This window comes from Skermanella sp. TT6 (assembly GCF_016653635.2).
GTDB lineage: Bacteria > Pseudomonadota > Alphaproteobacteria > Azospirillales > Azospirillaceae > Skermanella > Skermanella cutis.
Window position 1 is genome coordinate 1 of record NZ_CP067420.1, and the last position, 23,443, is coordinate 23,443.

General features: G+C 69.6%; 20 protein-coding genes. 18 read left to right on the plus strand and 2 right to left on the minus strand.

The window, feature by feature from the left end; genetic code table 11:
- The 14 genes from dnaA (at position 1) to IGS68_RS00070 (ending at position 17,356) form a co-directional block, all read left to right on the plus strand.
- Positions 1–1,428: a chromosomal replication initiator protein DnaA gene (dnaA, locus tag IGS68_RS00005; protein ID WP_201076286.1), complete on the plus strand. Its 1,428-nt coding sequence runs from the start codon at positions 1–3 to the stop codon at positions 1,426–1,428.
- Positions 1,429–1,608: 180 nt separating this feature from the next.
- Entirely contained in the window at positions 1,609–2,739 is a 1,131-nt protein-coding gene (dnaN, locus tag IGS68_RS00010; RefSeq protein WP_201076287.1) for a DNA polymerase III subunit beta, read from the plus strand.
- Positions 2,740–2,822: 83 nt separating this feature from the next.
- Positions 2,823–4,016, plus strand: coding sequence for a DNA replication/repair protein RecF (recF, locus tag IGS68_RS00015; protein ID WP_247881105.1), 1,194 nt, complete (start codon positions 2,823–2,825; stop codon positions 4,014–4,016).
- Positions 4,017–4,092: 76 nt separating this feature from the next.
- Positions 4,093–6,579 carry a DNA topoisomerase (ATP-hydrolyzing) subunit B gene (gyrB, locus tag IGS68_RS00020; protein WP_201076296.1) on the plus strand — a complete coding sequence of 829 codons (2,487 nt, stop codon included), beginning with the start codon at positions 4,093–4,095 and terminating at the stop codon, positions 6,577–6,579.
- 127 nt (positions 6,580–6,706) lie between these two features.
- Positions 6,707–7,108, plus strand: coding sequence for a hypothetical protein (locus IGS68_RS00025; RefSeq protein WP_201076299.1), 402 nt, complete (start codon positions 6,707–6,709; stop codon positions 7,106–7,108).
- A 110-nt stretch (positions 7,109–7,218) separates the two neighbouring features.
- Positions 7,219–7,941: a Spy/CpxP family protein refolding chaperone gene (locus tag IGS68_RS00030; RefSeq protein ID WP_201076301.1), complete on the plus strand. Its 723-nt coding sequence runs from the start codon at positions 7,219–7,221 to the stop codon at positions 7,939–7,941.
- A gap of 90 nt (positions 7,942–8,031) precedes the next feature.
- Positions 8,032–8,505: a DUF411 domain-containing protein gene (locus IGS68_RS00035; protein WP_201076302.1), complete on the plus strand. Its 474-nt coding sequence runs from the start codon at positions 8,032–8,034 to the stop codon at positions 8,503–8,505.
- A gap of 49 nt (positions 8,506–8,554) precedes the next feature.
- A complete protein-coding gene (locus tag IGS68_RS00040) occupies positions 8,555–10,921 on the plus strand; it encodes a heavy metal translocating P-type ATPase (RefSeq protein WP_201076303.1) in 2,367 nt (788 codons plus the stop codon).
- 482 nt (positions 10,922–11,403) lie between these two features.
- The gene (locus IGS68_RS00045; RefSeq protein ID WP_201076304.1) at positions 11,404–11,937 is read left to right on the plus strand and encodes a hypothetical protein; all 534 of its coding nucleotides are present in this window, start codon (positions 11,404–11,406) and stop codon (positions 11,935–11,937) included.
- Positions 11,938–12,141: 204 nt separating this feature from the next.
- Positions 12,142–13,284 carry a site-2 protease family protein gene (locus tag IGS68_RS00050; protein WP_201076306.1) on the plus strand — a complete coding sequence of 381 codons (1,143 nt, stop codon included), beginning with the start codon at positions 12,142–12,144 and terminating at the stop codon, positions 13,282–13,284.
- Between the two features lie 149 nt (positions 13,285–13,433).
- A complete protein-coding gene (locus IGS68_RS00055; protein ID WP_201076308.1) occupies positions 13,434–14,207 on the plus strand; it encodes a terminase small subunit in 774 nt (257 codons plus the stop codon).
- Between the two features lie 225 nt (positions 14,208–14,432).
- Complete coding sequence (locus IGS68_RS00060) at positions 14,433–15,242, plus strand: enoyl-CoA hydratase/isomerase family protein (RefSeq protein ID WP_247881106.1); 810 nt, start codon at positions 14,433–14,435, stop codon at positions 15,240–15,242.
- A gap of 43 nt (positions 15,243–15,285) precedes the next feature.
- Positions 15,286–16,119, plus strand: coding sequence for an SDR family oxidoreductase (locus IGS68_RS00065; protein WP_201076312.1), 834 nt, complete (start codon positions 15,286–15,288; stop codon positions 16,117–16,119).
- A gap of 37 nt (positions 16,120–16,156) precedes the next feature.
- Positions 16,157–17,356 carry an ABC transporter substrate-binding protein gene (locus IGS68_RS00070; protein WP_201076314.1) on the plus strand — a complete coding sequence of 400 codons (1,200 nt, stop codon included), beginning with the start codon at positions 16,157–16,159 and terminating at the stop codon, positions 17,354–17,356.
- 129 nt (positions 17,357–17,485) lie between these two features.
- On the opposite strand, the gene selB is transcribed toward IGS68_RS00070, so the two are convergent.
- Together selB and selA are read right to left on the minus strand one after the other, a co-directional pair.
- Positions 17,486–19,375 carry a selenocysteine-specific translation elongation factor gene (gene selB, locus IGS68_RS00075; RefSeq protein ID WP_201076322.1) on the minus strand — a complete coding sequence of 630 codons (1,890 nt, stop codon included), beginning with the start codon at positions 19,373–19,375 and terminating at the stop codon, positions 17,486–17,488.
- A complete protein-coding gene (gene selA, locus IGS68_RS00080; protein WP_201076323.1) occupies positions 19,372–20,814 on the minus strand; it encodes an L-seryl-tRNA(Sec) selenium transferase in 1,443 nt (480 codons plus the stop codon). The genes selB and selA overlap by 4 nt, the downstream gene beginning before the upstream one ends.
- A 184-nt stretch (positions 20,815–20,998) precedes the next feature.
- Between selA and IGS68_RS00085 the strand changes: the two genes are divergently transcribed.
- From IGS68_RS00085 to IGS68_RS00100, 4 genes are all read left to right on the plus strand, one after another.
- A complete protein-coding gene (locus tag IGS68_RS00085; RefSeq protein ID WP_201076324.1) occupies positions 20,999–21,370 on the plus strand; it encodes a 2Fe-2S iron-sulfur cluster-binding protein in 372 nt (123 codons plus the stop codon).
- A 156-nt stretch (positions 21,371–21,526) separates the two neighbouring features.
- The gene (locus IGS68_RS00090; protein WP_201076325.1) at positions 21,527–21,697 is read left to right on the plus strand and encodes a hypothetical protein; all 171 of its coding nucleotides are present in this window, start codon (positions 21,527–21,529) and stop codon (positions 21,695–21,697) included.
- A gap of 96 nt (positions 21,698–21,793) precedes the next feature.
- The gene (locus tag IGS68_RS00095) at positions 21,794–22,720 is read left to right on the plus strand and encodes an alpha/beta fold hydrolase (RefSeq protein WP_201076326.1); all 927 of its coding nucleotides are present in this window, start codon (positions 21,794–21,796) and stop codon (positions 22,718–22,720) included.
- 42 nt (positions 22,721–22,762) lie between these two features.
- Positions 22,763–23,422, plus strand: a complete 660-nt coding sequence (locus IGS68_RS00100; RefSeq protein ID WP_201076327.1) for a class I SAM-dependent methyltransferase — start codon at positions 22,763–22,765, stop codon at positions 23,420–23,422.
- Positions 23,423–23,443 lie beyond the last annotated feature (21 nt).

Below are 23,443 nucleotides of genomic sequence, written 5' to 3' on the forward strand. Positions count from 1 at the left end.
ATGTCGGTAGGCGGTTCGTTGGATCAGCAATGGGCGCGGGTGAGCGGCCGGCTCAAGGACGAGGTCGGTGAGACGGCGTATCGGAGCTGGCTGAAGCCGCTCACCGTCAGCGAGCTGAAGGGCGGCGAGGTGCGCATCACCGTGCCGACCCGGTTCATGCGCGACTGGGTGCTGACCCATTATGCCGACCGGATCCGCGCCCTGTGGTCCGGGGAGAACCCGCGCGTGCAGTCCGTGGACATCGTGGTGGCGCCCAGCCGGCTGGACGTCGGCGCCTCCGCCAACGACGACATGGGCCTGCCCGGCGACATGGCGGGCGACCTGTCCGCCCCGATTCCCTCCGACGAGGTGGAGGAGGAGCGTCCCACCTCCGGCGCCCAGCTCGGGCTGGACGGCCGCGACGAGCATTTCGCCCACCTGGACCCGCGCTTCACCTTCGAGAACTTCGTCGTCGGCAAGCCGAACGAGCTGGCCCACGCCGCCGCCCGGCGCGTCACCGACGCCGCGACCGTCACCTTCAACCCGCTGTTCCTCTACGGCGGGGTCGGGCTGGGCAAGACCCACCTGATGCACGCCATCGCCTGGCAGATCCGCAAGAAGGACCCCAACCGCCGGGTTCTGTACCTGTCGGCCGAGAAGTTCATGTACCAGTTCATCCGGGCGCTCCGCTTCAAGGACACCATGGCCTTCAAGGAGCAGTTCCGGTCGGTGGACGTGCTGATGATCGACGACGTACAGTTCATCAGCGGCAAGGACAGCACCCAGGAGGAGTTCTTCCACACCTTCAACGCCCTGGTCGACCAGAACCGCCAGGTCGTGATCTCGGCCGACAAGTCGCCGTCCGACCTGGAAGGGATGGAGGAGCGGCTCCGCTCCCGCCTGGGCTGGGGGCTGGTCGCGGACATACACCCGACCACCTACGAGCTCCGGCTCGGCATCCTCCAGGCCAAGGCCGAGTCGATGAACGTCCAGATCAACTCCAAGGTCCTGGAGTTCCTGGCCCACAAGATCACCTCCAACGTCCGCGAGCTGGAAGGCGCCCTGAACCGCATCGTCGCCCACGCCGAGCTGGTCGGCCGGGCCATCACGCTGGAATCGACCCAGGAGGTCCTGCACGACCTGCTTCGGGCCAACGACCGCCGCGTGACCATCGACGAGATCCAGAAGAAGGTGGCGGAGCACTACAACATCCGCCTCGCCGACATGCATTCCGCCCGGCGCGCCCGCGCCGTCGCCCGGCCCCGGCAGGTCGCCATGTACCTGGCCAAGCAGCTCACCGCCCGCTCCCTGCCGGAGATCGGCCGCAAGTTCGGCGGCCGCGACCACACCACCGTGATGCACGCCGTCCGCAAGGTGGAGGAGCTGAGGACCTCCGACCAGAGCTTCGCCGAGGACGTCGAGCTGCTGCGCCGCATGCTGGAGGGCTGAGCGGCCCTGGCGACCGTTCCGGCATGCCGCTTCAGGCCGGCGGATCGCGTTCGGAATCCGTTAGCTTTTCGCATGCGTGTGCTATAGTCGCCGCCCGCTTCGCGGTATCCGACGGGGTGCGCGCGGCAGCGGCCACACCTGTCGGAACCGGCTAAAGCCCCTCGAGACCAGCGGATCAGCATGAAAATCACGATCGAACGCGCCGCCCTCCTCCGCTCCCTCGGGCATGTTCAAAGCGTGGTGGAACGCCGGAACACGATCCCCATCCTGTCCAACGTCATGCTGAAGGCCGAGAACGGCGAACTGGCCCTGACCGCGACCGACATGGACCTGGAGATCGTCGAATCCGTCCCCGCCGACATCGCCCAGCCGGGATCGACCACGGCGCCGGCCCACACCCTGTACGACATCGTCCGCAAGCTGCCCGACGGCAGCCAGGTGGAGCTGGACAGCTACGGCGACAACGGGCTGCTGACGCTTCGGTCGGGCCGCTCCAACTTCAAGCTGGGCTGCCTGCCGGTCGAGGACTTCCCCCAGATGTCCGGCGGCGACATGGCGCACCGCTTCAGCCTCGCCGCGTCGGACCTGCGGAACTTGGTGGACCGCACCCGCTTCGCGATCTCCACGGAGGAGACCCGCTACTATCTCAACGGCATCTACCTGCACGCCACCAAGTCGCGCGCCGGCGAGGCGGAGATGCCGGTGCTGCGCGCGGTCGCGACCGACGGCCACCGGCTGGCCCGGGTCGAGATCCCGCTGCCCGACGGGGCGGCCGGCATTCCCGGCGTGATCGTGCCGCGCAAGACCGTGCTGGAGATCCGCAAGCTGATCGACGAGGCGGCCGACCGGATCGAGGTCAGCCTGTCCGAGACCAAGGTCCGCTTCGGCTTCGACGCCGTGACGGTGACCTCGAAGCTGATCGACGGCACCTTCCCCGACTACGAGCGGGTGATCCCGACCGGAAACGACAAGGTGCTGGAGGTGGACAGCCGGGTCTTCGCCAGCGCGGTGGACCGGGTCGCGACCATCTCGACCGAGAAGAGCCGGGCGGTCAAGCTGAGCATCGACCGGGGCAACCTGACCCTGTCGGCGACCAGCCCCGAGGCCGGCAGCGCCACCGAGGAGCTGGAGGTCAGTTATGACAGCTCCCCCCTCGAAATCGGTTTCAACTCTCGCTATCTATTGGACATCACTCAGCAGATCGAGGGTGAGGGCGCCCGGTTCACCATGGCCGACGCCGCGTCGCCCACGATCGTCCGGGATGTGGCCGACAGTTCGGCCCTGTATGTTCTGATGCCGATGCGCGTTTGACGCGCGGCCGTGCGGGAAGCGCGGCCCTCGCGGCGTGGCCGGGCAGGGGTCCGGGCGCCGCCGCGGGTATGGCCGGAGTTCCGATGCCGCCAGTTGCGATGCCGCCAGCCCCGATAGCCCTCCGCGATGCGCCAGCCCCCCGGCTGGCGGTCACCCGCCTGACCCTGACGCAGTTCCGCTGCTACGACGGCGCGCGTCTCGACGCCGACGCGCGCCCCGTCGTGCTGACGGGGCCGAACGGCGCCGGCAAGACCAACCTGCTGGAAGCCGTCAGCTTCCTGTCGCCCGGCCGCGGCCTGCGCCGCGCCCGCCTGGCCGACGTGGAGCGGATCGGCGCGCCGGAAGGCAGCGGCTGGGCGGTCGCGGCGCGGGTCGCGACCCCGTTCGGCCCGGTCGACATCGGCACCGGCCGCGACGGCGCCGCCGACGGGCAGTCGGAGCGCCGCCTCGTCCGGATCGACGGCCACCCCGTGCGCGGCCAGGTGGCTCTCGCCGAGCATGTGGCGCTGACCTGGCTGACGCCCCAGATGGACCGGCTGTTCGTCGAGGGGGCGAGCGGCCGGCGCCGTTTCCTGGACCGGCTCGTGTTCGGCTTCGACCCGGCCCATGCCGGGCGGCTCAGCCGCTACGAGCACGCGCTGCGCGAACGGAGCCGGCTGCTGCGCGACGGGCGCGGCGACGACTCCTGGCTGTCCGCGCTGGAGGACGAGATGGCGACCTCCGGCGTCGCGGTCGCCGCCGCCCGGCGCGACATGGTGGCGCGGCTCCAGCAGGCGTGCGAGCAGGCGACCGGCCCGTTCCCCCGCGCCGACCTCTCGGTTTCCGGCACGGTGGAGGACTGGCTGGCCGACCAGCCGGCGCTGGCGGCCGAGGACGCGCTGCGCCGCCGGCTCTCCGAGTCCCGCCGCCACGACGGTTCCGGGAGCGCGGGGGAGGGCGGCACCGCGGGTCCCCACCGCAGCGACCTCGCGGTCCGCCACCGCGGCAAGGACATGCCGGCCGAGTTCTGCTCGACCGGCGAGCAGAAGGCCCTGCTGATCGCCATCGTCCTGGCCAACGCCCGGCTGATGGCGGCCGAGCGCGGCCAGCCGCCCCTGATGCTGCTGGACGAGGTGGCGGCCCACCTGGACGCCGACCGGCGCAGCGCCCTGTTCGCAGAGATCCTGGACCTCGGCGCCCAGGCCTGGCTGACCGGCACCGACGCCGGCATCTTCGCCGAGCTGGGCGACCGGGCCGGCTTCTTCCGCGTGGAGGACGCCCATGTGCATCCGGCCTAGCGGGAAGCCGCCGCAATTCTCCGCCGTGGGGATTAATCCCCCGGCATGTACCCCGAAACTCTGATAGTATCGACCGATGGCACAGGAAGCTTTCAAGACACCCGACTCCGCTCCGCAGGAATACGGCGCCCACTCCATCAAGGTGTTGAAGGGGTTGGACGCGGTGCGGAAGCGCCCTGGCATGTATATCGGCGACACCGATGACGGCTCGGGCCTCCACCACATGGTCTACGAGGTGGTGGACAACGCCATCGACGAGTCGCTGGCGGGATATTGCGACAAGGTCGAGGTGGTGCTCAACGCCGACGGATCGGTCACGGTCCGCGACAACGGCCGCGGCATCCCCGTGGACATGCACGAGGAGGAAGGCGTCTCGGCGGCGGAGGTCATCATGACCCAGCTCCATGCCGGCGGAAAGTTCGACCAGAACTCCTACAAGGTCTCCGGCGGCCTGCACGGCGTCGGCGTGTCGGTGGTCAACGCCCTGTCCGAGCTGCTGACGCTGCGCATCTGGCGCGCCGGCCGGATCTGGGAGATGGATTTCCGCCACGGCGACCGGGTCGAGCCGCTGAAGGACTCGGGCGAGGCGCCGCTCGTCGGCGGCAAGCCGCTGACCGGCACCGAGGTGACCTTCCTGCCGTCCAAGGCCACCTTCACCAAGACCGACTTCGACTTCGGCACGCTGGAGCACCGGCTGCGCGAGCTGGCCTTCCTCAATTCCGGCGTCTATCTCCAGCTCACCGACGCCCGCGGGGTCGAGCCCAAGGTCGTCGACCTCCATTACGAGGGCGGGCTGGAAGCCTTCGTGCAGTACCTGGACCGCTCCAAGGCGGCGCTGCACAAGCCGGCGATCGCCCTGTCCGCCGTCCGCCCCAGCGAGCTGGGCGGAGAGATCACGGTCGAGGCGGCGCTCCAGTGGAACGACAGCTATCACGAGACGATGCTGTGCTTCACCAACAACATCCCGCAGCGTGACGGCGGCACCCACCTGGCCGGCTTCCGGGCGGCGCTGACCCGCACGCTGAACAACTACGCCACGGAATCCGGCATCGCCAAGAAGGAGAAGGTCAACCTGACCGGCGACGACATGCGCGAGGGCCTGACCTGCGTGCTGTCGGTCAAGGTGCCGGATCCCAAGTTCTCCAGCCAGACCAAGGACAAGCTGGTCTCGTCCGAGGTCCGGCCCGTGGTCGAGTCGGCCATATCGGAGGCGCTCGCCACCTGGTTCGAGGAGCACCCGAACGAGGCCAAGCGGATCACCGCCAAGGTGGTGGAGGCCGCCGCCGCCCGCGAGGCCGCCCGCAAGGCGCGCGAGCTGACCCGGCGCAAGGGCGCGCTGGACATCACCTCGCTGCCGGGCAAGCTGGCCGACTGCCAGGAGCGCGACCCGGCGCTGTCCGAACTGTTCATCGTCGAGGGCGACTCGGCGGGCGGCTCGGCCAAGCAGGGCCGCTCGCGCCAGTACCAGGCGATCCTGCCGCTCCGCGGCAAGATCCTGAACGTGGAGCGGGCGCGCTTCGACAAGATGCTCTCCTCGGCGGAGATCGGTACGCTGATCGCGGCGCTGGGCACCGGCATCGGCCGGGAGGAGTTCGACGTCGCCAAGACGCGCTACCACAAGATCATCATCATGACCGACGCCGATGTGGACGGCTCCCACATCCGCACGCTGCTGCTGACCTTCTTCTACCGCCAGATGCCGCAGGTGATCGAGCAGGGCTACCTGTACATCGCCCAGCCGCCGCTCTACCGGATCAAGCGCGGCAACTCGCGCGAGCGGTACCTGAAGGACGACAAGGCGCTGGAGGATTACCTGACCGACGAGGGCATCGACGACGTGATCTTCAGTCCCTCGTCCGACGGCGTGATGGTTGTCGGCGAGCGCCTGAAGGCCCTGGTGGAGCAGGCCCGCGCCGCGCGCGGACCGATGGAGACCGTGACCCGCAAGGCCGGCAGCCTGCGCGTGGTCGAGCAGGCCGCCATCGCCGGCGCCTACGACCTGGCGATCCTCAACGACCCCGAGCGCGCCGGCGCGCTGGCAACGGAGATCGCGACGCGCCTCAACGCCCTGTCCGACAGCGACGGCATGACCGGCGGCGGCTGGCAGGGCGGCGCCAACCAGGATGCCCTGGTGATCTCCCGCACCCGGCGCGGCGTGACCCACCGCCACGTCCTGGACCGCGACCTCCTGAAAAGCGTCGAGGCCCGCACCCTCAACACCATGGCCGCCTCGCTCAAGGCCAACTACGCCGGCATCGGCCGCCTGACCCACAAGGACAAGGAACTCCGCCCGATCACCGGCCCCCTGGCCCTGCTCGACGCGATCATGGAACTGGGCCGCCATGGCGTGACCATCCAGCGCTACAAGGGCCTGGGCGAGATGAACCCCGAGCAGCTCTGGGAAACCACCCTGGACCCGACCAAGCGCTCCCTGCTCCAGGTCAAGGTCAACCACGCCGACGAGGCCGAGGAGGTCTTCAGCACCCTGATGGGCGACATCGTGGAGCCCCGGCGGGAATTCATCCAGGACAACGCGCTGAAGGTGGCGAACCTGGACGTTTGAGGTTTGTGTTGTCTGTTTTCCGGGCCGGATCTTGATGCGGATCAAGGTCCGCGGCTGAACATCGCGTACACTCGGGACGAGGCTGCGGAAAGCCCGAATTCCGGAGACGCTGGCGAGACCTTCGAGGATGCGAAACGGTATCGGCAAGATCGCGAGGACCGTGGTGGCGTGCCTGCTCCTGCTGGCGCTGCCCGGGGCCGCGTTCGTGTCGGACGCCGCGCTCGCCCATCACCTCCGGCACGGCTGCGACCATGTCGCCGACCAATCCGCCGGACCGGAAGGCCATCTCGCCGGACCCGCGACAACCCTCGCGTCCGGTATGGACGGGGGTGACTGCGCCGGCAGGGGAGATGCCGGCCTCAAATGCCGCATCGGCCTCCAGTGCATGACGGTGACCGGCGGTCTTCCCGCTTCCTTCGTCCTGCCGCTGATCGGCCCGCCCGCCGGGTCGGAGCTGCCGCCGGCCGCCGCATTGCTGGATGGCATAGATCCGGCTCCCGTCCTTCATCCTCCCAGACCGCTCGCCTGATCGGCCCGGAACGCCGGCTTGCCCGGCGGCGGGAGTCGAACCCGGCTTGCCCGTCGCTCCGCCGTCCCTTCGCGCCCCGTCGCGGAGACGGCATGGATCTCCAGGAGGAAATGATGAAGACCTTTACCCGCATGACTCTCCCCGCCTTCGTTCTGCTGGCCTCGGCGGCCCTCGCCCAGGCCCAGCCGCAACCCCGGCCCCCGGGGGATGACCACCAAGCCCACCATCCCGCCGGCCAGACCGCGCAGGCGCAGCCCGCCCCCGATCCGGCGCCGCAGCCGGGCGCCGGCATGGGAATGCCGGGCATGGGCGGCCAGCGGATGCCGATGCAGGGCATGTCCATGGGCGGCCATCAGGGCGGCATGATGGGCCAAGGCGGCATGATGACGGGCTGCCCGATGATGCGCTCCGGCCAGGGCGGCAGTTCCGCAGGCATGCCCATGATGCAGGGGATGGGCCAGGGCGGCATGGGCCAGGGCGGCATGGGTGGCGGCATGGGCATGCCCTTCGAGCATGTCGAGGGCCGCGTCGCCTTCCTGAAGGCCGAGATCGGCATCACCGACGCGCAGCAGAATGTCTGGAACGACTTCGCCGACGCGATGCGCCGGAACGCGGAGACCCATCGGACCATGCACCGGCAGATGATGAGCCTGGAAGCCGCCGCCTCTTCGGATTGGCAGGAGCGTCTCGGGCGGCGCGCCCGGATCATGACGGCCCGCGCCGAGGCGATGAGCGCGCTGAACGCCGCCGCCGGCCCCCTGTTCGCCGCCCTGTCCGAGGATCAGCGGGAAAAGGCCGAGAGGTTGCTTTCCGGCCCCATGGGCATGATGTGAGTGGGGCGGTTCCCGCCGCCTGGAACCGATCCGCCGAAAACCCTCGGGGGCGCCCGCATGCGGTGCGGGCGCCCCGCTCCGGGAGGTATCATGAAGACCAGCAAGACCCTGCTCGCCGCCCTGACCGGCGCCCTCGCGATCGGTGCCGCCGCCTTCGCCCCCGTCATGCCCGCCCATGCCGACCCGGCCGCCGCCGGCCAGGAGGTGGAAGTCTGGAAATCCCCCAGCTGCGGCTGCTGCGGCGGCTGGGTGAAGCACATGCAGGCAGCCGGCTTCACCGTGAAGGTCCACGACATCGAGGACGTCCAGCCGGTCAAGACGGCCAGCGGCGTCCCCGACGCGCTCGGCTCCTGCCACACCGCAAAGGTCGGCGGCTACGTGGTCGAGGGACATGTCCCGGCGACGGACGTCCTGCGCCTGCTCGCGGAGAAGCCGAAGGCGACGGGGCTGTCCGCACCCGGAATGCCGGCGGACGCGCCCGGCATGGATATGGGCACCGGCCAGCCCTACGACGTGATCCTGTTCGACGCCGGCGGCGGCGCCAAGGTCTACGCGCGGCACTGATCCCGGCCCGGCGGGCCGGCGATGACGCACAAGGAAACGGAGGACCGGCATGGCCGATCCGCATCCCGCAGGCAATCATCACGGCCATCACCACGGCCATTCCCATCCGGACCGGGGCAAGCCGACGGCGAAGGACCCCGTCTGCGGCATGGCCGTGGATCCGGCCACATCCCGGCACCGCGCCGAGCATGGCGGGCGGACCCTGCATTTCTGCTCCTCCGCCTGCCATGACAGGTTCGTCGCCGATCCCGACCGCTACCTGAACGCCGCGGGCGCGCCGCCGGAGCCAGCCGGGCAAGGCGCCCTCTACACCTGCCCGATGCATCCGGAGATCCGCCAGGAAGGCCCCGGCACCTGTCCCATCTGCGGCATGGCGCTGGAGCCGGTCGCGGGCGGCGCGGAGGACGGGTCGAACCCCGAACTCGCCGACATGACCCGGCGTTTCCGCATCGGCGCCGTCCTGACCGTCCCCCTGTTCATCCTGGAGATGGCGGCGCACCTCCCCGGCATGGGGCTCCATGGTATCCTGCCGCCCCGCGTCTCCCTGTGGATCCAGTTCCTGCTGGCCACGCCGGTCGTCCTTTGGGCCGGGTGGCCGCTGCTCGAACGCGGCTGGCGGTCCTTCGTCACCCGCCGCCTCAACATGTTCTCGCTGATCGCGCTCGGCGTGGGCGCCGCCTACCTGTTCAGCCTCGTCGCCACCTTCCTGCCGGGCCTCTTCCCGGCCGGGTTCCGCGGCGCCGAGGGCTTGGTCGCGGTCTATTACGAGGCGGCGGCCGTCATCACCGTCCTGGTGCTGCTGGGGCAGGTGCTGGAACTCCGCGCGCGGGAACGGACCGGCGGCGCCATCAAGGCCCTGCTGAACCTGGCGCCCAAGACGGCGCGGCGCATCCGCGACGGCGGCGAGGACGAGGAGGTTCCGCTCGACCGGGTGCGGGTCGGCGACCGCCTGCGGGTCAGGCCCGGCGAGAGCGTCCCGGTGGACGGGACCGTCCTCGACGGGCGCGGCGCCGTGGACGAATCCATGGTGACCGGCGAGTCGATGCCGGTGGAGAAGGAGCCGGGGGCGAAGGTCATCGGCGGCACCCTCAACCAGACCGGCGCGCTGGTCGTGCGGGCGGACGGGGTCGGTTCCGACACGATGCTGTCCCGCATCGTCGCCATGGTCGCGGAGGCCCAGCGCAGCCGGGCTCCCATCCAGCGGCTCGCCGACATCGTGTCCGCCTGGTTCGTGCCCTCCGTGATCGTCGTGGCCGTGCTGGCCTTCGCCGCCTGGATGGCCTGGGGGCCGTCCCCCGCCTTCGCCCACGCCCTCATCGCCGCCGTCTCGGTCCTGATCATCGCCTGTCCCTGCGCCCTGGGGCTGGCGACGCCGATGTCCATCATGGTCGGGGTCGGCAAGGGAGCGGGCGCGGGCGTGCTGATCAAGAACGCGGAGGCGCTGGAGCGGTTCGAGAAGGTGGACACGCTGGTCGTGGACAAGACCGGCACGCTGACCGAGGGCCGGCCCCGCGTCGTCGCCGTCGTCCCGGCGCCGGGCTTCGACGAGGCGACGGTCCTGTCGCTGGCCGCCGGGCTGGAACGGTCGAGCGAGCACCCGCTGGCGGCGGCCATCGTCTCCGCCGCCCGGGACCGCGGGCTGGACCCCCTCGACGTGACCGGCTTCGGGTCGGTGACCGGCAAGGGCGTGGCCGGGCATGTCGGCGGGCGCGCGGTCTCCCTGGGCAACGCCGCCATGATGCGGGACCAGGGCGTCGATCCGGGCGACCTGGAGAGCCGCGCCGACGCGCTTCGGCGCGACGGCGCGACGGCGCTGTTCGCGTCGATCGACGGCAGGCCCGGCGGCGTGATCGCCGTCGCCGACCCGGTCAAGGCCAGCACGCCGGAGGCGCTCGCCAGGCTGCGCGAGGACGGCATCCGCATCGTGATGCTGACCGGCGACAACCGGACCACCGCCGAAGCCGTGGCCCGGACCCTCGGCATCCCCGACATCGAGGCGGAGGTCCTGCCCGAGGACAAGAACCGGGTCGTGAAACGCCTCAAGGCCCAGGGCCGCATCGTCGCCATGGCGGGCGACGGCGTCAACGACGCGCCGGCCCTGGCCGAGGCCGACGTCGGGGTCGCCATGGGCACCGGAACCGACGTCGCCATCCGGAGCGCCGGCGTGACCCTGGTGAAGGGCGATCTGGCGGGCATCGCGCGGGCGCGGACGCTCAGCCGGGCCACCATGTCCAACATCCGCCAGAACCTCGTCCTGGCCTTCGTCTACAACGCGCTGGGCGTCCCCGTCGCCGCCGGCCTGTTCTATCCGCTGTTCGGCTGGACCCTCAGCCCGATCATCGCCGCAGCCGCGATGGCGCTCAGCTCCGTCAGCGTGATCGGCAACGCCCTGCGCCTCAGGACGCTCCGCCTGTGAGAGTGCCGGACCACAGTTCCCATCTTCGCTAACCACCCCCCTTTCCGACGTCAGCCTATCGGCCGCCGCCCGCCGGGAAGCCCCCGCGCGGGCCGGCCTTCGACCGTGAGGGCGAACGCCGACATTATCCACCTGTGCATTTCGGCTCGCGCATGCTATCGCACCCGATACATTCAATTTAGCAAAATTGTTAAAGGTCAGGAGCCAAGGGCATGTTGACATTTGTCAACGGGGCCGCTACATCAAGACTTTGGAATGGCTAGGCCGTGGCACACCAGCAGAGGTCGAGGAAGCCATCTCCCAGGCGGAAGCCCAGGGATGGGTTTTCCGCCCCCTTGGTCATTGGGGCAGGTTGTTCTGCGCCCACGCGGACAGGGATGGTTGCCAGGTCGGGGTCAACGGCACTCCCAGGAATGCCGAAGCTCATGCCCGGCAGATAAGGCGCGCAGTGAAGCGGTGTCCCCACGGGAGGGAAGCAGACGATGAAGACTTTTGAGTTCAGCATCATCGCTTCGGGCCTGGATCCTGAGGCCGACGATTTCGAGTCCCGCTTCTACGATGCCGGCTGCGACGACGCGACGATCTCGTTTCAGAAGGGGCATATCATCCTGGATTTCGCCCGCGACGCGGAGTCCATCGATGAGGCCGTGTCTTCCGCAATCGAGGCCGTAAGTTCGACCGGAGCCGCGGTGAACAGGGTCGAGCCGGATCCGCTGGTAAACCTGTCAGAGATCGCATCGCGTGTCGGGATGACGCGGCAAGCGATCACGCAATATTCCAAGGGGCAGAGGGGCAAGGATTTTCCGGCACCGGTCGTCAAGATCACGACTGACAGTCCGCTGTGGGACTGGCCCGATGTTGCCCTCTGGTTCTTTCGACAGGGCAGGATCCCGAGGGATGCGGTAATCGAAGCCGAGGTCGTCAAGGCGGCGAACAGGATCCTGGAGTCCGAAGACAGGGACTTTTCCTCGGGCCTGAAGAAGAGGATTGCCGAACTCGAAAGCATCGCCCGGTAGCACGACAGGGATGCTGGCAGCGAATGCCGCTGCGCTTCGATCGAAAGCCCCGGGGCAGGCCGTTTGATCGCCCGGCCATCCCGTCGGCGCTCCCGCGCCCATCCGCCGCACCCTGCATGATCACGGCACGGAATCCCGCATCGGCCTGTTCCTCTCCGGTGAACCCGCAGAGCATAGAACCGGGCATCGAACGCGAGGGCTGCCATGAGCTGGTCAATCCCCATCGGGACCGTCAAGGGCACGGTCATCCGGATCCACGTCACCTTCCTTCTCTTCCTCGTCTGGATCGGCGCGATGCACTACGCCCAGGGCGGCGGGCCGGCGGCGCTGGAAGGCGTCGTCTTCATCGTGCTGCTGTTCGCCTGCGTGCTGCTGCACGAGTTCGGGCATGTCTTCGCGGCCCGGCGGTACGGGGTGCGGACGCCGGACATCACCCTGCTGCCGATCGGCGGCGTGGCGCGGCTGGAGCGCATCCCCGAGAAGCCGTCGCAGGAACTGGTGATCGCGCTGGCCGGGCCTGCCGTCAACGTCGTGATCGCCGCCGTCCTCTACGTGACCCTCCTGGCCGGCGGCTTTCCGCTGGGAGCCGGCCTGCCGGCCGAGGGGGCGGAGGTCCAGAATCCCGGCGTCAGCATGCTGGCCCGGCTCGCCTGGGTTAACGTGTTCCTGGTGCTGTTCAACCTGATCCCCGCCTTTCCCATGGATGGCGGCCGGGTCCTGCGGGCCTTCCTGGCCCGGCGCATGGGCTATGGGCGCGGCACGGCGGTGGCCGCCACGATCGGGCAGGGCGTCGCCTTCGTGTTCGGCCTGCTGGGCCTGTTCGGCAATCCCCTGCTGCTGTTCATCGCGCTGTTCGTCTATCTCGCCGCCTCGTCGGAAGCCCATGCCGTGCAGATCCGCGAGGTCTCCCGCGGGGTCATGGCCGGGGACGCCATGATCACCCAGTTCCAAAGCCTGTCCCCGGCCAGCGTCGTCGAGGACGCCGTGCAGTGCCTGATCCACACCACGCAGCACGAGTTCCCCGTCGTGGACGGCTCCGGCCGGCTGCGCGGGGTGCTGACCCGCGACGACATGATCAAGGCCCTGCGGGATCGCGGTCCCGACACTCCCGTGCTGGAGGTGATGCGCTCCGACATTCCCGTGATCGGCCAGCGCCAGAACCTGGAGGAGGCCCTGCGCCTGATGCAGGAGAACCGCCTTCCCGCCATCGGCATCAACGACAGCGCCGGCCGTCTGGTCGGGCTGATCACCCCGGAGAATGTCGGCGAGATGATGATGGTCGAGGCCGCGCGCCCCAAGGGCGGCCCCCGCGCTCCCCGCACCTCGGCGCCGCTTCCCGGCCGGTAGCCGGCTTGGCGCAGCGGCGGCGTCCCGCCGCCTACGGTGCGCGGGACGCGCACCCTCCCAGGGCTCACGCCTGCCGATCTTAAGATTGAATTCCTGAATAAAAAAGGATAAAACACCTAGAATCTATCCCCCGCCCGGAGAGCCCCGTCATGCCCGAAGTAATCCCCCAGCTCCCCCGCCGCCGTGAAGCCTTCGCCCGCCACGTCGCGGCCGGCCGCAGCCTGGCGGAGGCGGCGCGGCTCTCCGGCTATGCCCATGACAGCGCGCGCCAGACCGGCTCGCGCCTGATGAAGGAGGGCGAGGTCGCCGCCCGGGTGGCCCACCTCGCCGCCGAGGAGGACCGGCGCCAGCGGGAGGAAACCGACGAGCTGGTCGGCATCCTCAAGCGCGTCATGCTCGACGCGGTGGATCGCCATCGCCACTCCGCGGCCCTGCGCGCCGTGGACCAGATCGCCCGGTTCCGCGGCCTCGCCGTCGCCAAGCCGGCGGCGCGCGGGTCCGCCGCCCGTGCCGGGGATGGTGACGGCCAGGTTCCCGCCCCCACCGAGGAATCCGACGGTCCCCCCGGCGACGTGGATAATTTCAGCAACATCCTGTTCGACCCGCCGATGCCGCCGGAGTCCATCCCTCCGATCGAGGCCGCCCCCGTCCGCCCGGACCCGGAGGAGGAGAGCAAGGCCCGCGAGGCGAAGGCGGAGCGGCGATCCCTGTGCCGGAAGCTGATCGAGAGGCACCACACCCAATTGATCCCGCGCATCCGGAACGGTGAGGAGCCCGAAGCGTTCTTCGACGAGGAATATCGGCTGCTGCCGGCCGACCAATGGCCCGAGGATCGCCTCCGGCTGCGCGAACCGGCCCCGGCCTCCGCGGCTTCGGCCCCTGCTTCGGCTCCTGCTCCGACCTTCCCGGCCCGGCGCCGATGATGACGAATCATGACATTCTCCGCCCTGGAACGGTGCCGCCCTCGAACAACCCGGACCGCGCTCCTGTTGAGCGTCATCCCGTCAACGGGTACCTTGTCACACCGTCCGGATCGGCGGCATTCGCCGACACGAGCCGCCGATCCCGATGGCAAGGATGACAAGCTCCCGGCCGTGGCGGCGCGGCACGGGGCATGCCATGGACAAGCCGCCAGGAAGGGACATGCCTTGACCACCGACATCAACGATCGGGTACTGCTCGACATCGCGGGGGGCGTCGCGACGCTGACGCTCAACCGGCCGGGCGCGCTCAACGCCCTCGACACCAAGCTTGCCGAGGGGCTGTCGGCCGGCCTGTCCCGCTGCGAGGAGGACGACGCGGTCCGCGCGGTGGTGATCCGCGGTGCCGGCGACAATTTCATGGCCGGCGGCGACATCAAGATGTTCTCCGCCCTGCTGGCCGAATCCAGCGGCGCCAGGCGCAGCTATTTCGAGCGTCTGATCCATCAGGTCCACGAATCCATCGTCATCCTGCGGCGCATGCCCAAGCCGGTCGTCGCCAGCGTGCGCGGCGCCGCCGCGGGTTTCGGGGTCAGCCTCGTGCTGGCCTGCGACCTCGCCATCGCGGCCGACGACGCCGTCTTCACGCTGGCCTATTGCCACATCGGCGTCAGTCCGGACGGCGGCTCGACCTTCCATCTGGCCCGCTCCGTCGGCATGAAGAAGGCGATGGAGATCGCGCTGCTGGGCGATCGCTTCAGCGCCACCGACGCCGAAAGCCTCGGCCTGATCAACCGCGCCGTCACCTCCGCCAACCTGGAGGACGAGACCGCCAAGCTCGCCAACCGGCTCGCGGCCGGCCCGACCGCGGCCTATGGGCGGACCAAGCAGCTGCTCAACGCATCGCTCAACACGACCCTGGAAACCCAGCTCCAGGCCGAGGCCGAGCGGTTCGCCGCCAGCGCCGTGACCTCCGACTTCGCGGAGGGTGTCGCCGCCTTCCTGGAGAAGCGCAAGCCTTCCTTCACCGGCAAGTGACCGCGAGAGAACCAGCCGCACCGCGACTTCGGAGGAAACGACCATGGCACCCGCCGGCACCGGCACCCTTTCGGGCAAGACCCTGTTCATCACCGGCGCCAGCCGCGGCATCGGCAAGGCCATAGCCCTGCGCGCGGCGCGCGACGGCGCCAACATCGTCATCGCCGCCAAGACGACCGAGGCCCACCCCAAGCTTCCCGGCACCATCCACAGCGCGGCGGAGGAGATCGAGGCCGTCGGCGGCAAGGCGCTTGCCGTCCAGGTCGATATCCGCGACGAGGCACAGATCGCCGCCGGCGTCGCCCGGGCGGTGGAGACGTTCGGCGGGATCGACATCCTGGTCAACAACGCCAGCGCCATCAGCCTGACCGGCACCCTGGAAACGCCGATGAAGCGCTTCGACCTGATGATGGGCGTCAACGCGCGCGGCACCTTCGCCACGTCGCAGGCCTGCATCCCGCATCTCAGCAAGGCCGCCAATCCCCATATCCTGATGCTGTCGCCGCCGCTCGCGATGGCGCCGAAATGGTTCAAGGACCACACGGCCTACACCATGGCGAAATACGGCATGAGCATGTGCGTGCTGGGCATGGGCGCCGAGTTCCGGGACGTCGGCATCGCGGTCAACGCCCTGTGGCCGCGCACCCTGATCGCGACCGCCGCCCTCGCCATGATCCCCGGCGTCGATCCGGGGACCGGCCGCAAGCCGGAGATCGTCGCCGACGCGGCCCACGCCATCCTGTGCCGCGACAGCCGGACCTGCACCGGCAATTTCTTCATCGACGACGAGGTGCTGAGGGAGGAAGGGATCACCGACCTCGCCCCCTATGCCGTCGATCCGTCGAAACCCCTGATGTCCGACCTTTTCCTGGACTGATCCGGGAGCACATAGGACGACAGGGAGGAAGAAACGAATGAAACTGTCCAGAACCATCCGGGCCGCCTGCGTCGCGGCCGCCGCCGGCGCCTTAGTCGCCACTGCCGCCATCCCGGCCCGTGCCGTGGAGGTGACCATCGGATATCTCGGCCGCCAGGACCCCCCGCGCGAGCCGCTGTCCTTCGTCGAGCCGATCCTGGAGGACGAGGGCATCCAGGGCGCCCAGCTCGGGCTCAAGGACAACGCCACCACCGGCCGGCTGCTCGGCCAGGACTTCAAGCTGGACGAGGCGATCGTGCCGGAGGACGGGGACCCCGCCGCCGCCGCGCGCGAGATGCTGGGACGCGGCGTCCGGCTGATCGTCTCCGACCTGCCGGCCCAGGCCCTGCTCGCCGTCGCCGACCTGCCGGAAGCCGGCGACGCCCTGATCCTCAATGCCCGGGCGCGGGACGACAGCCTGCGCCGCGACCAGTGCCGCGCCAACGTCCTGCACACCATCCCCAGCCGGGCCATGCTGGCGGACGCCCTAGGCCAGTACCTCGTGTTCAAGCGCTGGACCCGCTGGTTCCTGGTCGAGGGGCCGGGCGAGGGCGACAAGAAGCTGGCCGAGGCGATCCGCAGGACCGCCAAGCGCTACAACACCCGCATCGTGGTGGACAAGCCCTGGACCTTCGAGGTGGGCAACCGCCGCACCGACAGCGGCGCCGTCAACGAGCGCGACGCGATCCAGGGGTTCACCCAGGTGGACGACTACGACATCCTGATCGTCGCCGACGAGGAGGACCAGTTCGGCGAGTACCTGGTGCATCGGACCGCCCGGCCGCGCCCGGTCGGCGGGACCCAGGGTTTGGTGCCCACCGCCTGGTCCAGGGTGACCGAGAACTGGGGTGCCACCCAGCTCCAGCGCCGGTTCGAGCGTCAGGCCGGCCGCAGCATGACCGAGCGCGACCACACAGCCTGGCTGGCGGTCCGCACCATCGGCGAGGCCGCGACCCGGACCAACTCGGCCGATCCCAAGACGATCGAGGGCTTCATCCGCAGCCCCGACTTCGCGCTGGGCGGCTTCAAGGGCCAGCCGCTCAGCTTCCGCCCCTGGGACGGCCAGATGCGCCAGCCGATCCTGCTGGTCAACCCGCGCATGCTGGTCTCCGTCTCCCCCCAGGAAGGCTTCCTGCACCAGGTGACGGAGCTGGACAGCCTGGGCGACGACCGGCCGGAAACCCGGTGCCGGTTCTGACTGGATTTGGCGCCGACGAGGGGAACCGGGGTCAGACCACCATTTTCCCGGAACGCTACCATGGCACGACGCCGATGGGAAATGGTGGTCTGACCCCGGTTCCCCGGCCCACCGACCCCGGTTACGCGCTCAGGGCGTCCGTTCCTCCGCCCGGGCGATCACGCGGCGGTCGTCCTGGCGCCGCGTGAAGCCGTCGGCGTCCAGGTGTTCCAGCAGCGGGATGCTGAACTTCCGCGAGATGCCGAGCAGCCGGCCCAGGTCGGCGACCAGGAAGCCGCCGGCCCGGTCGGCGAGGTGGATCGCCATGATCCGCTTCGCCTTGGCGACCGCGTCCCGGTGGAACAGGATATCGCGCTTCTGCACCCGGTCGGTGGTCCGGACCAGCGTCCCGGTGCGGACCAGATAGCGCACCGCCTGGAACCGGGCCTTGTCCGAACCGACCACGGCGGCGAGGTCCGGCGGCGTCAGCCCGCCCTCGCGGAAGGGCGTCTCGACATCCTCGATGACGCTCCGGTCCCGATCGGACATCAGGGCCGCCGGATTGAAATCCCGGTGGCGCAGCCGTCCCCCGTCATTGGCCAGGACGCCTTGGCGGACCAAACCGGTGGCCAGGACGGCGGCAGTGCGGTCCAGCCGCTCCCGGGGCAGGCCCGGCTCGGTCGGGTGGCGGCGGTGATGCTCCTCGACCAGCGCCAGCAGGCGGCATTCCTGGTCGCGCAGCACCTCCGCCAGGAGCACGGCATCCTCGCCCAGAAGCTCGGCCCCCGCGCCGGGCAGGATGCCGCGCAGCATTTCACGTGAAACCGCCAGCAGCCGGCACAGCTCCGCGACCGTACACCCCTCGGCGCCGGCGGCCCGAAGCCGGGCCGCGACCACGGCGGCCGGCGCCCCGGTCGCCAGCACGCTGAGGAACTCCAGCGCGGCGGCGTCATGGCGCCGGCGCCTTCGGGACGCCGGGTCGAGGATCCGCCCGCCGCCGATCGTGGCCGGCGGCGAGGGCGTGCGGATGATGAAGGGTTCGCCGGCCGGCACCGCGACCGGCTCGCCGGCCTGGAGCTGGACCGGGGCGCGGTCCCCCGGCTCCAGCCGGTCCCGGTCCAGCAGCCGGATCCGTGCCGAGGTCTCCGTGGTGCCGACCAGCAGGCGGACCGCCGACCCGCTCCCGAGATCCCGGCCGGCGGAGGGCAGCAGCCGCAGATCCACGTCGAGCCAGGCGGAGGGGACCAGCAGGCCAGGCGTCGCCAAGGCCGCCCCCCGGGCCAGATCGGAGCGTTCGACCCCGCGCAGGTTGACGGCGGTGCGCCGACCGGCCCCGGCGGTGTCGACCGCCCGGCCATGGATCTGGAGGCTGCGGACCCGCGCGCTCCGCCCGCCCGGCTGGATCTCCACCGCGTCGCCGACCCGCAGCGCGCCGCGCCGCAGCGTGCCCGTCGCGACCGTCCCGAAGCCGGCCACCGCGAAGACCCGGTCGGCCGGCAGATAGAAGACCCCCGCATCCACCCCGGTCCCGGAGCCGCGGGGCAAGGTTGCCAGCACCTCGCGCAGCCGGTCCAGGCCCGCTCCCGTCACGGCGGAGGTCGGGACCGCCGTGACCTCCGCGATGCCTGCGGCCCGCGCCAGCTCGCAGGCGGCCCGTCCGGCGGCCTCGGCCCCTGCGGCATCCACCAGGTCGCACTTGGCGACCGCGACGATGCCCCGCTTCACGCCGATCAGGCCGGCGATTTCCACGTGCTCGACGGTCTGCGGCTTGATCCCTTCGTTCGCCGCGACCACCAGCAGGACCGCGTCGATGCCGGTGGCGCCTGAGATCATGGTGCGGACGAAGCGTTCGTGGCCGGGCATGTCGATCAGGTCGATCTCCCCGCCCGGCACCGCCAGATGGGCGAAGCCCAGCGCGATTGAGATGCCGCGCCGCTTCTCCTCCTCCAGCCGGTCCGTGTCGATCCCGGTCAGCGCCCTGACCAGGGCCGTCTTGCCGTGGTCCACATGGCCGATCACGCCGACCAGCGCGCTCCTCATGGGGCCGGGACTCCCCGGACCGCCTCCCGGATTGCCTCCCGGATTGCCGTCGCGATCACCGGCAGGTCCGCGTCGGCCAGCGTCCTCACGTCCAGGACGAACCGGTCCGCGGCGATCCTGCCGACCACCGCCGGCCGGTGCAGCCTGAGCCGCCGCGCCAGCTCCGCCGTGCCCACCCCCGCCGCCCGAAGCGTCACCAGCCGGGTCGGCAGCGCCGTCTCCGGAAGGGAGCCGCCGCCCGAATAGCTCTTGCCTTCGGCGCCCGCGACCTCCAGCCCGTCGATGCCGGCCAGCAGTTCCGCCAGCCGGCCGGCCCGCTCCTCCAGCAGGGGCAGCGGCGCCGCCAGCATGGCGAGCACCGGCACGGCAGCCACCACTCGGGCAGGGTCCAGGTACAGCTTCAGCGTGGCTTCCAGCGCCGCCAGCGACAGCTTGTCGATCCGGACCGCCCGCAGCAGCGGATGCTTCTTTAACTGGACAATCAGGTCGCGACGGCCTACTATGATGCCAGCTTGCGGACCCCCTAGCAACTTGTCCGCGCTGAACATCACCAGATCGATGCCCGATGCGATGCTTTCCCCCACGGTCGGTTCGTGGGGCAGGCCGATGTCGCGCAGGTCGAGCAGGGTGCCGCTTCCCAGATCCTCCATAACCACCAGCCCGCGCCGCCGGCCCAGTTCCGCCAGCTCGGCAAGGTCGGGTGCGCTGGTGAAGCCGACGATGCGGTAATTGCTCTGGTGGACCTTCAGGATCACCCGGGTCTCCGGCGTGATCGCCGCCTCGTAGTCGGACGTCCGCGTCTTGTTGGTGGTTCCGACCTCGACCAGCCGGGCGCCGCCCTGGCGGATCACGTCGGGCACCCGGAAGGAGCCGCCGATCTCCACCAGCTCGGAGCGGGAGACCAGGGCCTCGCCGCCCCCGGCCACGACGCTCAGCGCCAGCAGTACGGCGGCGGCATTGTTGTTGACCACCAGGGCCGCCTCCGCCCCGGTAAGCCGGCACAGCAGGCCGGTGACGGCGGCGTAGCGCGATCCGCGGGCGCCGCTCTCCAGGTCGAATTCCAGGTTCGTGTAGCCGGCGGCGACATCGGCGATCGCCGTCACCGCCGGTTCCGCCAGGGGAGCGCGGCCCAGGTTGGTGTGGATCACGATGCCGGTGCCGTTGATCACCCGGCGCATCCGGTCATGGCGCAGCGGTTCCAGCGCCGACCGGACCGAGTCGAAGAAGCTGTCCGCGGGAAAATTCTCGAAGCACGCGGCCCCGTCCAGCACGGCGCGGCGCAGCGCGTCGAGCGCGCCGCGGACCGCCTCGGTCACCAGCGCGCGCGGGAACTCCGCCAGGAGGGCGGCGGCCTCGGCACTCTCCAGCAGCTTCTGGACCTGGGGCAGGGCGCGGAGCATGGCCGGTGCGGCAAGAGGTGGGGACGGTGCGACAGGCATGATCCCGGATTTGGAGTCCGGCGCCCCGGTACCCATCCCATCCAATGGTCCTACCCCGGTCGGGAGGCGCCATGACGCACAGCGTCAATTCGCCGCTTGTGCCCCCGAATGCCGGGTCTAACGTGATTTCAAAATAAAAAGGGACAGGCAGAGACGCTTTACAAAGTCATGCTGGAGATTGAACATGGCAATCATCACGTTCTCGTCGCCGACGTTGCATCGCGACGTCACGGTCTATGCGACCGCCGGCGATACAAAGACCGTTCTGTCCTTGGCGGAGAAGAACGATGTCAGGATTCCGCATGATTGCCGCGAGGGCGACTGCGGATCTTGCCTGATCGAAGTGAAGTACCTGGCCGGCAAGCCGAAGATGGCGATCGACCTGACCGACAAGGAGAAGGCGACCCTCCAGTCGCTCGGCCGCATCACCGCCGCCCAGATCGAGGACGCCGAGGTCAACCACGTCGCTCCGCCGTTCCGGCTGGCCTGCCAGTTCATCGCCCGCGACGAGGACATGATCATCGCCTTCACCGGCGAACCCGGCGGCGCCGACTGACGGCGCGGCCGGTGTCGGAGGGGCGGTCCGACGTCCGGGGCCGGACCGTCCCCTCTGCCGTTCCACCCGATGCCGAAGGAGGTATCCCCTTAATCTTCGTAACGGAATACATAAAATTGCATAAAATATGCCTGAACTTCAGGCGAGGGCTCTGGGATGGGTTTGGTTACGAAGATGCTGGACAGGACCGCACCCGCGCAGGCGTCCGCCGACGCTGCCCGCCCCCTGTCCGCACGGCTGAGCCTCGCCCTCTGGATCGTCCTGATGTCCGCTCTGTGGGTGCTGGTCGCGGCCGGCGCCTGCGCCCTGTTCGGTATCGAGTTCTAGCCTCGATTTTCGACCGCCCCGGCGCAATTCCTGGACCACCGCCTGTTCTCGACGGATGGTGAGAGACCCTCCACATCCGAGTTCCGGGGCCCTGGATTGCAGCAAGACCACATCAAGCGGGATACCATCCTTCTGCCGGACGGCCGGCGCCTGGGCTACGCCGAGTACGGCGACCCCGACGGACCGCCCGTCATCTACTGCCACGGTTTTCCCAGCTGCCGGCTGGAACCGGGCATGGTCGAGATTTCGGCTATCCGGCTGGTCGCGCTGGACCGTCCGGGCTACGGCCTGTCCGATCCCAAGCCGGGACGCAGGCTGGTGGATTGGCCGGCCGACGTGGCGGCGGCGGCCGACGCGCTGGGGATCGGCCGTTTCGCGGTGGCTGGCGTCTCGGGCGGGGCGCCCTATGCCGCCGCCTGCGCGGCGCTGCTCGCGGACCGCGTCACCGGGCTGGCGCTGATCTGCGGCATAGCGCCGCCGAACATGGGGTGGGAAGCCGGAGGCGCCGCGGCTCGGCTGATGATGCTGGACCGGCTCCCCGGTTCCGCGACGCTGGCCGTGGGCCTGGGCCGACGCCTCGTCCTCGGCCTGCGGTCGGCCTCGCTGCTGCGGACGCTGCTGCGGTTCGGCCGCCTGCCGGAGGCGGACTGCCGCGTCCTGGCCGGCCGGGCCGGCATCCATGTGCTGGACAGCTTCCGGGAGGCGCTGCGGAACGGTCCGCAGGGAGCCCTCGACGATGCGCGCAACTTCGCCCAGCCGTGGAATTTCCACGTCGGAGACATCGCGGTGCCGACGGTGATCTGGCACGGCGACATGGACAATCAGGTACCCGTGGCAGCGGCCGAAGTGTACGCAAGGCTGATTCCCCACGCTCAACTGTATATCAAAGATGGTGAGGGTCATTTTTCACTGGTCGTTCAATATAATCACAGCCTCATCTCTTCTTTTTTTGCCATTGCGGAAAGGTGCGTGCTGACCGATGTTACATCTGCGGCTCGCACATTTCCGCCTGCGGGAGGATGAGCCGGAAAAACCCGTCTGGTTTCTCAACGACAGAACAAGAACATGCACATAGATACCGTACGCGCTGCCTACCGCCGTTATGCCGGCGTCTACGATCTCGTCTTTGGCAAGAGCTTCGAGGCGGGGCGCCAGCAGACGCTCGACCGGATCAATGCGCGCAAGAAGCTCCGCATCCTCGAGGTCGGGGTCGGCACCGGCCTGTCCCTGCCGGACTACAATTCCGACCACACGATCGTCGGCATCGACGCGTCGGAGGAGATGCTGAACATCGCGCGCGAGCGGGTCGCCAAGAAGGGGATCCGGAACGTCGAGAGCCTGGTCGAGATGGACGCCCAGAAGATGACGTTCGAGGACCACAGCTTCGACGTGGTCGTCGCGATGTATGTGATGACCGTGGTGGAGGATCCCCAGGCCGTCATGGACGAGCTGAAGCGGGTCTGCAAGCCGGGCGGCGACATCTACATCGTCAACCACTTCTCGGCGGAGAAGGCCGGCCTGCGGCTGAAGTTCGAGCGGATGATCGCCAACTTCGCCGAACTGCTGGGCTGGCATGCCGACATGCCCATGTCGCCGCTGCTGTCGAACGCCGGGATCGAGATCGTGACGATCGCCAAGCTGCCGCCGTTCGGCATGTTCACGATGGTCCACTGCCGGAATTCCGACAGCTCGGGCGGCCGCATGCTCCAGGCGGTCGGAACCTGAAGGGACGCGCCGCGGCGGTTC

Coding starts and splice junctions, on each gene's coding strand:
- dnaA (WP_201076286.1), top strand. CDS start 1: ATGTCGGTAGGCGGTTCGTTGGATCAGCAATGGGCGCGGGTGAGCGGC.
- dnaN (WP_201076287.1), top strand. CDS start 1,609: ATGAAAATCACGATCGAACGCGCCGCCCTCCTCCGCTCCCTCGGGCAT.
- recF (WP_247881105.1), top strand. CDS start 2,823: ATGCCGCCAGTTGCGATGCCGCCAGCCCCGATAGCCCTCCGCGATGCG.
- gyrB (WP_201076296.1), top strand. CDS start 4,093: ATGGCACAGGAAGCTTTCAAGACACCCGACTCCGCTCCGCAGGAATAC.
- IGS68_RS00025 (WP_201076299.1), top strand. CDS start 6,707: ATGCGAAACGGTATCGGCAAGATCGCGAGGACCGTGGTGGCGTGCCTG.
- IGS68_RS00030 (WP_201076301.1), top strand. CDS start 7,219: ATGATGAAGACCTTTACCCGCATGACTCTCCCCGCCTTCGTTCTGCTG.
- IGS68_RS00035 (WP_201076302.1), top strand. CDS start 8,032: ATGAAGACCAGCAAGACCCTGCTCGCCGCCCTGACCGGCGCCCTCGCG.
- IGS68_RS00040 (WP_201076303.1), top strand. CDS start 8,555: ATGGCCGATCCGCATCCCGCAGGCAATCATCACGGCCATCACCACGGC.
- IGS68_RS00045 (WP_201076304.1), top strand. CDS start 11,404: ATGAAGACTTTTGAGTTCAGCATCATCGCTTCGGGCCTGGATCCTGAG.
- IGS68_RS00050 (WP_201076306.1), top strand. CDS start 12,142: ATGAGCTGGTCAATCCCCATCGGGACCGTCAAGGGCACGGTCATCCGG.
- IGS68_RS00055 (WP_201076308.1), top strand. CDS start 13,434: ATGCCCGAAGTAATCCCCCAGCTCCCCCGCCGCCGTGAAGCCTTCGCC.
- IGS68_RS00065 (WP_201076312.1), top strand. CDS start 15,286: ATGGCACCCGCCGGCACCGGCACCCTTTCGGGCAAGACCCTGTTCATC.
- IGS68_RS00070 (WP_201076314.1), top strand. CDS start 16,157: ATGAAACTGTCCAGAACCATCCGGGCCGCCTGCGTCGCGGCCGCCGCC.
- selB (WP_201076322.1), bottom strand. CDS start 19,375: ATGAGGAGCGCGCTGGTCGGCGTGATCGGCCATGTGGACCACGGCAAG.
- selA (WP_201076323.1), bottom strand. CDS start 20,814: ATGCCTGTCGCACCGTCCCCACCTCTTGCCGCACCGGCCATGCTCCGC.
- IGS68_RS00085 (WP_201076324.1), top strand. CDS start 20,999: ATGGCAATCATCACGTTCTCGTCGCCGACGTTGCATCGCGACGTCACG.
- IGS68_RS00090 (WP_201076325.1), top strand. CDS start 21,527: ATGGGTTTGGTTACGAAGATGCTGGACAGGACCGCACCCGCGCAGGCG.
- IGS68_RS00100 (WP_201076327.1), top strand. CDS start 22,763: ATGCACATAGATACCGTACGCGCTGCCTACCGCCGTTATGCCGGCGTC.